This is a genomic window from Thalassovita sp. (assembly GCF_965218685.1).
GTDB lineage: Bacteria > Pseudomonadota > Alphaproteobacteria > Rhodobacterales > Rhodobacteraceae > Thalassobius.
Genome location: NZ_OZ244657.1, coordinates 2,149,801 through 2,162,993, shown reverse-complemented (window position 1 = coordinate 2,162,993; position 13,193 = coordinate 2,149,801). Strand labels below are relative to the sequence as shown.

Below are 13,193 nucleotides of genomic sequence, written 5' to 3'. Positions count from 1 at the left end.
CGCAGACTGGCCATTGAAGCCCACCGCCGATCCCCATAACGTCGCTGAAAACAACCCCAAGCCTGAGGCCCCGATGAAAGACGCTGCACCGCAAACCATCTACCTGTCCGATTACACGCCCTTTGGCTTTATCGTGGACAAGGTCGAGCTGACCTTTCGCCTGGCCCCCGATGCCACGCGGGTGATCAGCCGCATCGCGTTCCGTCCCAACCCCGAGGCCACGGACCGTTCGTTTTTCCTGCATGGCGAGCAGTTGAAACTGGTCTGGGCCAGGATCGACGGGGCCGAGGTCATGCCTAACGTGACCCAGCAGGGCCTAAGCTGCGATGTGCCGGTCGCCCCCTTCGTGTGGGAGGCCGAGGTTGAAGTCAGCCCCGTGACCAACACCGCGCTTGAGGGGCTCTATATGTCGAACGGCATGTATTGCACCCAATGCGAGGCCGAGGGGTTCCGCAAGATCACCTTCTATCCCGACCGTCCTGACGTGATGAGCGTCTTCTCGGTACGGATCGAGGGATCAGAGCCCGTGCTGCTGTCCAACGGCAACCCCACCGACAGCGGAGAGGGCTGGGCCGAATGGCATGATCCCTGGCCCAAACCCGCCTATCTGTTCGCTTTGGTTGCGGGCGATCTGGTGGCCCATCCGGACAGTTTCATCACCAAGTCGGGTAAAAAAGTAGACCTGAACATCTACGTCCGCCCCGGCGACGAGGGCAAATGCGCCTTTGGCATGGAGGCGCTGAAAAAGTCCATGAAATGGGACGAGGATGTTTATGGCCGCGAATACGATCTGGACATTTTCAACATCGTCGCCGTGGACGATTTCAACATGGGCGCAATGGAGAACAAGGGGCTGAATATCTTTAACTCGTCCTGCGTTCTGGCCTCGCCCGACACGTCCACCGATGCCAATTTCGAACGGATCGAGGCGATCATCGCCCATGAATACTTTCACAACTGGACCGGTAACCGCATCACCTGCCGCGACTGGTTCCAGCTGTGTTTGAAAGAGGGGCTGACGGTCTATCGCGACGCGCAGTTCACCGCCGATATGCGCTCGGAATCCGTGAAACGGATCGAGGACGTGATCGCCCTGCGTGGCCGTCAGTTCCGTGAAGATAACGGCCCCCTCGCCCACCCGGTGCGCCCCGAAAGCTTTGTCGAGATCAACAATTTCTACACAGCCACAGTGTACGAAAAGGGCGCCGAACTGATCGGAATGCTGAAAACGCTGGTCGGGGACGAAGCGTATTACAAGGCGCTTGACCTGTACTTTGACCGCCACGATGGCGATGCCGCCACGATCGAGGATTGGCTGCAGGTATTTCAGGACGCAACTGGCCGCGATCTGACCCAGTTCAAACGGTGGTATAGCCAGGCTGGCACACCTCGGGTATCTGTCAGCGATGCGTTCGACAACGGCACCTATACGCTTACCTTCCGGCAGGACACGCCGCCCACTCCGGGGCAGGACGTCAAAGACCCGCGCGTTATCCCAATCGCCGTCGGTCTGCTGAACCCCAACGGGGATGAAGTGGTCCCGACCACCGTGCTGGAGATGACCGAGGCCGAGCAGTCGTTCAAATTCGACGGGCTGGCCGCCAAACCCGTGCCCTCGATCCTGCGTGAATTCTCGGCCCCAGTGATTTTGCAGCGCGAGACCACCAATGCGGAACGCGCCTTCCTGCTGGCGCATGACACCGACCCGTTCAACCGCTGGGAATCTGGCCGCGCGCTGGCCCGCGATGGGTTGATCCGCATGATCCGCGATGGCGCCGCGCCCGATGACGCCTATCTGGAGGCGCTGACGGCAGTGCTGCGCGACGACACGCTGGACCCGGCCTTTCGCGCCTTGGCTACCAGCCTGCCCAGCCAGGACGAGCTGGCCCAAAGCCTGTTCGACATGGACGAAACGCCCGACCCCCAGACGATCTGGCAGGCGCTTGAGACGCAGAAACAGGCGATGGCACAGCATATGCAAGACCTGCTGCCGCGGCTTTACGCGCAGTATCAGACCGAAGACGTCTATCAACCTGACGCCGCCCAATCCGGGGCACGGGCGCTGGCCAATACCGCGCTGACCCTGATCTCTCGTCTGGATGGCGGCGCTCAGGCGCAGAAGCAATATGATGCCGCCGACAACATGACCCAGCAACTGGCCGCCTTTGGCTGCCTTCTGTCTGCGGGCAAGGGCAAGGCGGCGACGCAGGCGTTTTATGATCAATGGCAGCATGACCGCCTTGTGATCGACAAGTGGTTCTCGATGCAGATCGTGCAGGCTGATCCTGCGGCTGCGGTCGATGTGGCCCGGGCGCTGACACAGCACGCCGATTTCACCATGAAAAACCCCAACAGGTTCCGCGCCACCCTGGGCGCCCTGGCCATGAGCCCCGCCGCCTTCCACCAGGCAAGTGGCGCGGGCTATGCGCTGTTGGCTGACTGGCTGATCAAGCTGGACCCGCTGAACCCGCAAACCACAGCGCGGATGTGCTCGGCCTTTGAAACATGGAAACGCTATGACGCGGACCGACAAGCGCTTATCGCCACCCAGTTGGACCGGATCCTGTCCCAACCAGAGCTGAGCCGCGATACTCAGGAGATGGTCCAGCGGATCCGAAAGGCATAACCAGCCGGGAACCATACGCACTCGAACTGAAGCAAGCCTGTCACTATGCCTTCAAAAAAAGAGGCCAAATGCGATATCGCACGCTCATGTTTTCGACCGTTTCATCCATAGTTCATCTATGAATCGGATACATGAATACCATTGGCGTGGGTTGGACCCCCTGCATCTGGGTGCAGGGGCGGTAATCGTGCTGTTCTGGCTAGCCCTGTTTGGCCTGGCCAGGCTGTTGCCAGCCTGGCAGATGATGTTGCTGATTGGCGGCGTGGCCATCATGACCGCCATTTTTTGGCAACGGCTGACAAGCCGCAAACGCTCGGGCGCCTGGCTGACCGAGACGCATCTGAACGTCTATTACGGCGCCAAACACTGGACCTTTCCGCTGTCGGGGATTCAGGCCGTGGGCGCGCGCTCGGCCCCGTTTTATGCCCGCCCCCCGCATCTGGAGCTGGCCGGAGGGCGCCGCGTTCACCTGCCCCTGACCTGCTTGCCAGCTGCGCAGGAATTGCGCCGCTGGTTTGATGGCAAACCGATCCGGGTGGACGCAAAGGTCACGCTGACCTGATCATTTTCGGCATTCTGCCCCTGCAGCCCGAAATTGGAAAAATCTTGCAGTTAGTTACCGTTAGGTTAACTCGCCCGATAGTTGCTGCGCTATTTCCCGAAAACAAGCCACACTTGGCCATTTTTCCGCCAAAAACCAAGCCTCATATAGCGAGCATACCAAATAGGCGACTCGATTAGGTCACCCGCAACCGGAATTAGTATGAAGCACCTGCTGTCCAAACGTCCAAGCCTGAAGCTGCGCGCCCCAGCCCTGTTGCGGCGCAAGGCAAGTGCGCGTGCCCCTGCGCCACAGGTCGCGGAACCGCAGGCGCCCCCGGGCCCGATGCCGATCCGCCTGCAGCGGGCACTGGACATTCCGGTCACCGATACCTCGACTGAACAGTCGCGACGTGAATACGTGATCTCTCGGGGGCAGTTTCTGGCCCGTCAGGACATGTGGGAGGAGCTGGGTCAGGAACTGCGCCACCATGACCGTACCCGCGCCCGCACCAAGGCCGACATGCCCCTGGCCGATCTTCTGGCCTTTGGCGCGCGCACGGATGTCGTCGAGCCGCTGACCCGGCAAATTCGTTCTGGCAGGGTGAACCCCGGCGATGTCGAAGCCCTGCCTGCGCTTGAGCATCTGGAATTCGCGCTGGAGGACAGCCCCAAGGACTATGGCGTCGCGCTGGTGGTGCTGCACGCCTTGATGGACGTGGCCTGGGCCTTTCACGCGGTGGAAACCAACGTGGGCCCGAAAACCGAGGGCCTGTCCAAGCACAGCACCAAAGCTTTCCATGCCTGCATGGCCAGCGCACAAGAGATCCTGGACCGGTTCGACGCCTTCGAACAGAACAGCCCTGCCCTGGCCTCTGCACGCTGCAAATTGCTGCCCGCCCAGGAGGCGCCGGAAACCCGGGTGGTCGATGACTACGAAGACCTGATCGACCTGGACCCGCACAATCCCAATCACATGCGCCAGTTTGGCCGTTTCATGCTGCCGCGCTGGTTCGGCTCGCATCAACAGCTTGAGGTGCAGGCCCGCCGCATTGCTGCCTTGACACAGGATATCTGGGGCGCGGGCGGCTATACCTGGACCTGTCTGGACGCGTTGCGGCTGGACCCCGATGTTCTGGAGATGCTGGAGCCGAACCTGTTCATCGAAGGCATACGGGACATCATGAACCGCCGGCAGGATCAGCATACGGCGAACCTGTTTGCCGCGTTCTGTTCGATCACGCTAAGCGGGCGCCCCATGCGCAACAGCCCCTATCAGGATCAACTGACCGCCCTGCGCGGTGCGTTTGACTGGATACTGAAGGACCACCTGCGCGAGGTGCACCCCCTGATCTGGGCCATGGCCGAGCAAGACCAGGCCAGCGAAGAGGCCATGATCTATACCGAGAAACTGGCCGAAGAGGGCCGCGGCAGCGCTTTCCGCCGTATCTCGCGTCATTTCGAGACCGAGATTCGCAACGGCGCTCGCGTGGTTTTCGGCGAACAGGGTCCGCAAATTCTGCCCCGAGGCTAATCACGACGCGCAAAGTGGCGCGCAAACCGGCCCATGCCCTCTTGCCCCTTTGGCACCCCTGTCCTAGAACGCGATGGAATTGCTGTGACAAAGGGCGGATAGATGCTGGACCTGACCTATGAGACCCCGAAACCCAAGGTGATTGCCGGAGCCAAGCACGATTGGGAACTGGTGATCGGTATGGAGGTGCACGCGCAGGTCAGCTCGAAAGCGAAACTGTTTTCGGGTGCATCGACCAAATTCGGGGCGGAACCCAACTCGAACGTAGCCTTCGTGGATTCGGCCATGCCCGGCATGCTGCCCGTGATCAATGAATTCTGTGTCGAACAAGCCGTGCGCACCGGTCTGGGCCTGAAGGCCGAGATCAACCTTTGGTCCGCTTTTGACCGCAAGAACTATTTCTACCCCGATCTGCCGCAGGGCTATCAGATCAGCCAGCTCTATCACCCCATCGTGGGCGAGGGCGAGATTCTGGTCGATATGGGCCCCGGCGTGGCGCGCCTGGTGCGGATCGAACGTATCCACCTGGAACAGGACGCAGGCAAATCGGTGCACGATATGGATCCGAACATGTCCTTCGTGGACCTGAACCGGACAGGCGTCGCCCTGATGGAGATCGTGTCCCGCCCCGACATTCGTGGCCCCGAAGAGGCCGCCGCCTATGTCACCAAAATGCGCCAGATCCTGCGTTACTTGGGCACCTGCGATGGCAACATGCAGAACGGCAACCTGCGCGCGGATGTGAACGTGTCGATCTGCCGGCCCGGCCAGTACGAAAAGTACCAGGAAACCCAGGACTTCAGCCATCTGGGTACGCGCTGCGAGATCAAGAACATGAACTCGATGCGCTTTATCCAGGCCGCGATCGAGGTCGAAGCCCGCCGCCAGATCGCCATCGTCGAAGCCGGTGGCGAAGTCGTGCAGGAAACCCGCCTGTACGATCCGGACAAGAACGAGACACGCTCGATGCGGTCCAAGGAAGAAGCGCATGACTACCGCTATTTCCCCGACCCCGACCTGCTGCCCCTGGAGATCGAACAAGCCTGGGTCGATGATATCGCCGCCTCGCTGCCCGAACTGCCGGACGAGAAGAAGGCCCGCTTTATCGGCGACTTCGGCCTGTCGGAATATGACGCCAGCGTGCTGACCGCAGAAGTGCCGAACGCTGCCTTTTTCGAAGAGGTCGCAGGCGAGGCAGGCGACGGCAAACTGGCCGCCAACTGGGTCATCAACGAATTGTTCGGCCGCCTGAAAAAAGAAGATCACGACATCACCGACAGCCCGGTGTCGCCCGCCCAATTGGCCGCGATCATCAAGCTGATCAAGTCGGACGCCATCAGCGGCAAGATCGCCAAGGACCTGTTCGAGATCGTCTATACCGAAGGCGGAGACCCCGATAAAATCGTCGAAGAGCGCGGCATGAAGCAGGTCACCGACACCGGCGCAATCGAGGCCGCGGTGGACGAGATCATCGCCGCCAACCCCGCCCAGGTCGAAAAAGCCAAGCAAAACCCGAAACTTGCGGGCTGGTTCGTGGGGCAGGTAATGAAGGCAACCGGTGGCAAGGCCAACCCCAAGGCCGTCAACCAATTGGTCGCTCAGAAACTGGGCCTGTAAGCCAAGAGGCATCAGATGGCCAAGGATCTGAGAATTATCCTGCATCTGGGCCCGCATAAAACCGGGTCCACCTCGATTCAGCGCAGCCTTTTTTCCAACAAGGGCGTGTTGGCCGAACACGGGGTGCATTTTCTGGGGCAAAGGGGCGCCTACAAGAATCTGTACTCGGCCTTCATGACCGACCCCATGCGTGATCTGTGGAACCGTCGCTCGCGCCTGAGCGCCGAGCAGATCGAAAAGCGCGACGAGAACGTACGCTGGCAGCTTTTCAAACAGCTCAAATCGCTTAGCGGCACTGCGATCCTATCCAACGAATTCCTGTGTCTTATGAGACCTGCGGAACTGGCTCGCATTCATGCGGCCCTGTCCGAATATGGCGAGGTTCACGCGCTGTATTATTACCGCGAGCTGCTGCCCTGGATGGCTTCGAACAGTCAACAAATGGCCAAGGTTGGCGAGTTCTTTCGCCCCACCGCCTATGCCACTTCTATCCGTCGCATTCACCGCATCCCCTTGAACATAAAGCGCGAATTCGGCGCTGACAGAACCCATTTCATCAAGTTCGAGGACGCGGTGAAGCAAGGGCTGTGCAACAGCTTGCTGCGCGAATTCAACCTGCCCGATTTCGATACGCTTGGCCTGTCCGAAAGCCGCGAGAACGAATCCCTGTCCGCTCCGGCTGTGCGGGCCATGTACCTTTACAACCTGCAAAACCCACCGGGCAGCGGGCGACGGACTGACAAAGAAATTTCAGAACGTTGGAACCTGCCAGGTGACAAATACAGGATCGACGGGCTGCGGCCTCATGAAATACGCGACTATGCAAAGAAGCGGACCGAGGTCTCTGCCAAGCTGGGCTTTCATCTGGTGCCCCCACAGGACATCCCGCGCTCGCGGCACCTGGATAAGGAAAACGCCCGGCAGATTTGGCCTTACCTACCCCTCAAAGAGCGCGTGAAAGCGCTGCTTAAATCGTTGCGTCGTTTCTAAGCCTCAGACTGGTCAGCAGCGGTTGGTTTGACTAGGCTCTGCCCAAGACAGTCAAAGGAAACAGACCATGCAGCACCAGCCCCCCTTCATGTCCTCGGAAATGGAGGTCCTGCCCGAATGGATCGACTATAACGGCCATCTGAACATGGCCTATTACAACGTGTTATTCGATCGCGGGGCGGATCAGGCGTTCGAGCTGATGGGCTTTGGCCCGGACTATGCTGCCACCCGCAAACACACCACCTATAGCGCCGACTTTCGCGTGCGATATCTGCAAGAGCTGCATGTGGGCGCCAAGGTCAAGGTTGGGTTTCAACTGCTGGACAGCGACGGGCGCAAGTTCCATTTTTGTCAGTGGCTGTTTCATCAGGATGGCTGGCTGTCGGCGACGGGCGAAGGGATCGGACTGCATATCGACATGAGCGGGCCCAAGGTTGCCCCTTACCCCGATGATGTGGCCGCCAAGGTGCAGGCCATGCTGAAAGACCACAGCGCATCGCCAGTGCCCGATTTCGTGGGCAAGCCTATGACCATTCGCAAGGGCTGATCATCCACGCAAACGCCGGGCAATGCGGCCAAGTTTGCGGCGCGCCTCGTCCGCCGAAAGCTGCTTGCCGCCCTGCATCACCGTCAGCCCGAACTTCAATATACAGCTGGATCCGACCCACATCCGGTGACCGTTGCGGCGATTACGGACCTCGAAATGATAGCGCAGATTGCGCTGCCCACACAGCCCGCAGCGGCACCGGGCCGAGCCTCGGTCTGCAACGGTTTCGGTGAATATCCAGTCGGAATAGTTGCTGATCTCTCGGGTCATGGGGCACCTGTGTTGCGACCGCGATCAAGGTCTCAGCAACTGGTTGCCACGGCGTTCACTTACCGCCCGCAGCTTTGGACATTTTGCAAACGGCTGATATGATTGCCCGGATTTTCAGAACGGACATTTGTAATGCCAGTATTCGAGTACAAGGTAGTTCCCGCCCCGGTGAAGGGGAAAAAGGCCAAGGGCGTACGCGGCACCGATGCGCGCTTTGCGCTTGCGCTGCAAGAGGTGATGAACCAGATGGGCGCCGAGGGCTGGGAATACCAGCGCGCCGAAACCCTGCCCTGTGAAGAGCGCCACGGGCTGACTTCGGTCACGACCAGCTATCGCAACATGCTGGTGTTTCGCCGCCCTGCACAGGCCGCCGAGCAGACGACAGCGCCCAAGCAGTTGCCGGCGCCCTCGCCCGAAGAGCAAACAGAATCGCCGAACACTCCGTCCGATTTTTTCTTGGAATCGCAGGACAACGGCGTGGAAGATGCCGAGGACATGGGCTCTCCGGATGCCAGCCCGCTGATAGAACGCGCCGCCAGATTGAAAGCGGGCTCATCCACGCTCCAGGACGATCAAACCGAACCCGCTCAAGACAAGTCTGCCTGAATTTTACTCATCTGGTTTTGATTTATTTTCCAAAGGTTAGGCGATATTGCTCGGCAAAGCTCCGCCCAAAAGCCCAGTTATTCGCAGTTTTTTTCTCGCGCCCCCCCTTCAACTCAGCGCCAGAAAGTCTATTATCCACCGTCCGAGTCGAATAGGTGATCCAATGACTAAATCTGACCCTTTTGGTTTCGATATGTCGGTCAAATCGGCCAAGAAGAAAAACCCCCGCGGTCGACGGGGGATGAGCGGTGCTTCGGAAACCTCGACACGTGTGTGCGAACACGAGGGGTGCGAAGAGCCGGGCAAATACCGTGCACCCAGAGCACCGGATGTGCTGGATGAGTTCCTGTGGTTCTGCAAGGACCACGTGCGCGAGTATAACCAGAAATGGAGCTTCTTCGACGGCACGACCGAGGCCGAGATGAATGCCCAGATGTCCAAGGACAAGGTTTGGGAACGCCAGACCCGTCCCATGGGCGACCCCGAGGCCCGCGCATGGGCGCGCCTGGGCATCGAGGACCCACACCAGGTTCTGGGCGAAAACGCCACCAAGAACCCCGGCAAGGCCAATACCGGCGGGCGTCGTCTGCCCCCGACCGAACGCCGTGCCGTCGACATTCTGGAAGCTCAGGACAACTGGTCCAAGGCGGAAATCCGCAAGGCTTACAAGAAGCTTATCAAGGTGCTGCACCCCGACATGAACGGCGGAGATCGCAGCCAGGAAGAGCAGCTCCAAGAAGTCATGTGGGCCTGGGATCAGATCAAGGACAGTCGCAGCTTCAAGTAGGCTGCGACCGGACCCACCCACAAAGCCTAATCTTGATGCAGGACGCGGCGGAAAAGGCGACTTGCCCTTGCCCTTCGGGCATATATGTTGCACCACACAAGGGCTGGGCATCCGGCCCTGATTTTAGCACGTAGGCAAAGGCAAGCGCACAATGGAAATGAACGCCAAACCCACCGAAGATGTCTCTGTTCGCGATGTCTTTGGCATCGATACCGACATGACCGTAAAGGGCTTTGCCGAGCGTTCCGAGCGTGTACCCGAGGTGGACCCCACCTACAAGTTCGACCCTGACACCACCCTGGCCATTCTGGCCGGTTTCTCGCGCAATCGCCGTGTGATGATTCAGGGCTATCACGGCACCGGAAAATCGACTCATATCGAACAGGTCGCCGCGCGTCTGAATTGGCCGTGCGTGCGCGTGAACCTGGACAGCCACATCAGCCGGATCGACCTGATTGGTAAGGACGCGATCAAGCTGAAAGACGGCAAACAGGTCACCGAATTCCACGAAGGAATCCTGCCCTGGGCGCTGCGCAATCCCACTGCGATCGTGTTCGACGAATATGATGCGGGCCGCGCAGACGTGATGTTCGTGATCCAGCGTGTGCTGGAACATGACGGCAAACTGACACTGCTGGACCAGAACGAGGTGATCACGCCGAACCCCTATTTCCGCCTGTTCGCCACGGCAAATACCGTGGGTCTGGGCGACACCACCGGCCTGTATCACGGCACGCAGCAGATCAACCAGGCCCAGATGGACCGTTGGTCGCTGGTGGCCACGCTGAACTATCTCAGCCATGACGCGGAAACGCAGATCATCCTGTCCAAGAACCCGCATTACAACACCGAAAGCGGCCGCAAGACGATTGCTCAGATGGTCACGCTGGCGGATCTGACCCGGACCGCCTTTATGAACGGCGATCTGTCCACGGTGATGAGCCCGCGAACCGTGATCAACTGGGCCCAGAACGCCGAGATTTTCCGCAATGTCGGCTACGCCTTCCGCCTGTCCTTCCTGAACAAATGTGACGAGCTGGAACGTCAGACTGTGGCCGAGTTCTATCAGCGTTGCTTTGACGAGGAACTGCCCGAAAGCGCGGCCTCGATGGCAATGACCTGACCCCACGAAAACACAACTCAAAGATGATCGGCACCCTTCTGGGTGCCGTTTTTCGTTGAATTCACGCTATCTCAAAAGAATAGTTTTCAAACTGCCTACTTGATACGTCGTTTTTTGACCGTAAAGTCTAAAACATGAGCAGTTTAAAAACTTTTCTAACAAGCGCCCTGATCAGCGGCCTTTTGGCGCTGGTGGGCAGTCCTGCTGTGGCGATGTCGCCGGACGATCAGATCCGGTTCTTTGCGCAATGTGCAGGACGGCTTTCCGCGCAGATGGAATTTCAGTGGATGTTCGACGGCGTCGCCTCGGAGCGCACCAAGGCCGAGCGGCAATCTGCCATCGACATACTCGAGGCCATGACCCCGCCTGGCCGTGGCCGCGAGATTTTGCACTGGCGGATCGAAGCCAAGCAGGCTCAGGCGGTTCTTCTCAGCCAGGGGACGTTTCGGAGCGATGATCGTCGCGCCCGCCTGGCCTTGGCCATGGCCCATCGTCAGCTTAACGAGTGCCGGTCGGCCTTGATCAGCTAGAGCAACCGCTGCCCATTGCGCCTGCACCTAAGGTCATTGCCCCACATCCGACCCAACGGGACGCCCGCGAAGACTGGTCAATCGGCCCGGCCCGGATTAGGGTGCGGCAACGATATTTTTAACGCCCGGCGCCCGTGTCATGAAAAAAAACGACAACCCTGCAGATCCGTTCAAGAAAGCCCTTGCAGAAGCAACCAAGGTGCTGGCTGATGACGCCGATCTGAACGTGAATTACTCGGTCGATCCGGCCGGGATTTCGGGCGATACAATGCGCCTGCCTCAGGTGACGCGCCGGATGACGCGCGACGAGGTGCTGCTCGCGCGTGGCACCGCGGATGCCCTGGCCATGCAGCGCAAATATCACGACAACGCCGTGCACGATCGCTATGCGCCCCCGGGTGACATGGCGCGCAGCCTGTATGAGGCGATGGAAACCGCCCGCTGCGAGGCAATGGGCGCACGCGACATGCCCGGCACCGCAGGCAACATCGACGCCAAGATCGAAACCGAGGCCCTGCGCAAAGGCTATGACCAGATCAAGCAGACGGCCGATGCACCGCTGGCCGTCGCTGCGGGCTATATGATCCGTCAGCTGGCCACCGGCCGCGAGATGCCCCCCGCCGCCCGGAACGTGTTGGAATTGTGGAGCGGTTTCATCGAGGATCAGGCAGGCGGCACGCTTGAGGAGCTGCAGGAAAAGCTGTCGGACCAGACCGAGTTTGCCAAGTTCGCCCGCCAGATCATCGAGGATCTGGGCTATGGCGATCAATTGGGCGACGACCCGGACGAGCCTGAAGAAGAAGATCAGGACGACGCAGAAGACAGCGCCGAAGAGGAACAGGATCCCGATTCCAGCGGCCAGGACGACCAGGACGATCAGGACGCCGAGGCCGACCCCGAACAGTCTCAGGACGAAACGCAGGACAGCTCGGAAGCGCAGGTCACCACCGATGACATGGCCGACGAGGAAATGTCAGACGAGACCGAACTGCCTGAAGGCGACGCGCCGCTCGAGCCCCCGCCCCCTGCTCCACTGTCGGATGCCGACCCCAATTATACCGCGTTCAACACCGATCAGGACGAAGAGATTGCCGCCGAAGATCTGGCCGAGCCTGCCGAACTGGAACGTTTGCGGACCTATCTGGATCAACAGCTTGAGCCGCTGAAAGGCGCCGTGGGCCGTCTGGCCAACAAGTTGCAACGACGCCTTCAGGCCCAGCAAAACCGCTCGTGGTTGTTCGACATGGAAGAAGGCATTCTGGACGCAGGCCGCCTGGCCCGCGTGGTGGCCAACCCCACAACGCCCCTGTCCTTCAAGGTCGAAAAAGACACCGAGTTCCGCGATACCGTGGTGACGCTGCTACTGGACAACTCGGGCTCGATGCGGGGACGGCCGATTTCCATCGCCGCGATCTGCGCCGATGTTCTGGCCCGGACGCTGGAACGGTGCGACGTCAAGGTCGAGGTTCTGGGCTTTACCACCCGTGCCTGGAAGGGTGGGCAAAGCCGTGAAAAATGGCTGGCCGATGGGCGCCCGCAACAGCCCGGCCGTCTGAATGATCTGCGCCATATCATCTACAAAAAGGCCGACGCCCCCATGCGCCGGACCCGCAACAATCTGGGCCTTATGATGAAAGAGGGCCTGCTGAAGGAAAACATCGACGGCGAGGCGTTGGAATGGGCTCATCGGCGAATGCTGGCCCGGCCCGAGCAGCGGAAAATCTTGATGGTGATCTCGGATGGGGCGCCGGTTGACGATTCAACTTTGTCCGTTAACCCCGCGAATTACCTGGAAAAACACTTGCGGGACGTGATCTCGATGGTGGAAAAACGTAAACTGGTCGAGCTGATTGCCATCGGCATTGGCCACGACGTGACACGGTATTACCAGCATGCGGTGACCATCACCGATGTCGAGCAATTGGCCGGTGCGATGACCGAGCAACTGGCTGCCCTGTTTGACCAGGACCCGCGCGCCCGCGCCCGCATGATCGGCATCAAGAAGGCCAGCTAACATCGGAGA

The 13,193-nt window shown here is 59.8% G+C and carries 12 protein-coding genes; 11 read left to right on the top strand and 1 reads right to left on the bottom strand.

What is annotated here, in order from left to right; all coding sequences use genetic code 11:
* Positions 1-73 precede the first annotated feature (73 nt).
* The 6 genes from pepN (at position 74) to ACOQOQ_RS10720 (ending at position 7,854) form a co-directional block, all read left to right on the top strand.
* Complete coding sequence (pepN, locus tag ACOQOQ_RS10745; protein WP_420566986.1) at positions 74-2,626, top strand: aminopeptidase N; 2,553 nt, start codon at positions 74-76, stop codon at positions 2,624-2,626.
* Between the two features lie 187 nt (positions 2,627-2,813).
* A complete protein-coding gene (locus tag ACOQOQ_RS10740) occupies positions 2,814-3,188 on the top strand; it encodes a PH domain-containing protein (RefSeq protein ID WP_420566985.1) in 375 nt (124 codons plus the stop codon).
* Between the two features lie 201 nt (positions 3,189-3,389).
* Entirely contained in the window at positions 3,390-4,700 is a 1,311-nt protein-coding gene (locus ACOQOQ_RS10735; RefSeq protein ID WP_420566984.1) for a hypothetical protein, read from the top strand.
* 102 nt (positions 4,701-4,802) lie between these two features.
* Complete coding sequence (gene gatB, locus ACOQOQ_RS10730; protein ID WP_420566983.1) at positions 4,803-6,317, top strand: Asp-tRNA(Asn)/Glu-tRNA(Gln) amidotransferase subunit GatB; 1,515 nt, start codon at positions 4,803-4,805, stop codon at positions 6,315-6,317.
* Positions 6,318-6,332: 15 nt separating this feature from the next.
* Complete coding sequence (locus ACOQOQ_RS10725) at positions 6,333-7,307, top strand: hypothetical protein (RefSeq protein ID WP_420566982.1); 975 nt, start codon at positions 6,333-6,335, stop codon at positions 7,305-7,307.
* 67 nt (positions 7,308-7,374) lie between these two features.
* Positions 7,375-7,854 (top strand): thioesterase family protein, encoded by a 480-nt coding sequence (locus tag ACOQOQ_RS10720; protein ID WP_420566981.1) that lies wholly within the window; start codon positions 7,375-7,377, stop codon positions 7,852-7,854.
* Here the strand turns inward: ACOQOQ_RS10720 and ACOQOQ_RS10715 are convergent, their stop codons facing one another.
* Positions 7,855-8,124, bottom strand: coding sequence for a hypothetical protein (locus ACOQOQ_RS10715; protein ID WP_420566980.1), 270 nt, complete (start codon positions 8,122-8,124; stop codon positions 7,855-7,857).
* Between the two features lie 132 nt (positions 8,125-8,256).
* On the opposite strand from ACOQOQ_RS10715, the gene ACOQOQ_RS10710 reads away from it, so the two are divergent.
* From ACOQOQ_RS10710 to cobT, 5 genes are all read left to right on the top strand, one after another.
* Positions 8,257-8,730: a DUF4177 domain-containing protein gene (locus tag ACOQOQ_RS10710; RefSeq protein WP_420566979.1), complete on the top strand. Its 474-nt coding sequence runs from the start codon at positions 8,257-8,259 to the stop codon at positions 8,728-8,730.
* 163 nt (positions 8,731-8,893) lie between these two features.
* Positions 8,894-9,517 (top strand): DnaJ domain-containing protein, encoded by a 624-nt coding sequence (locus ACOQOQ_RS10705; RefSeq protein WP_420566978.1) that lies wholly within the window; start codon positions 8,894-8,896, stop codon positions 9,515-9,517.
* A 151-nt stretch (positions 9,518-9,668) separates the two neighbouring features.
* The gene (gene cobS, locus ACOQOQ_RS10700) at positions 9,669-10,640 is read left to right on the top strand and encodes a cobaltochelatase subunit CobS (RefSeq protein ID WP_420566977.1); all 972 of its coding nucleotides are present in this window, start codon (positions 9,669-9,671) and stop codon (positions 10,638-10,640) included.
* Positions 10,641-10,774: 134 nt separating this feature from the next.
* A complete protein-coding gene (locus ACOQOQ_RS10695; protein WP_420566976.1) occupies positions 10,775-11,170 on the top strand; it encodes a hypothetical protein in 396 nt (131 codons plus the stop codon).
* A 139-nt stretch (positions 11,171-11,309) separates the two neighbouring features.
* A complete protein-coding gene (gene cobT / locus ACOQOQ_RS10690; protein ID WP_420566975.1) occupies positions 11,310-13,184 on the top strand; it encodes a cobaltochelatase subunit CobT in 1,875 nt (624 codons plus the stop codon).
* Positions 13,185-13,193 lie beyond the last annotated feature (9 nt).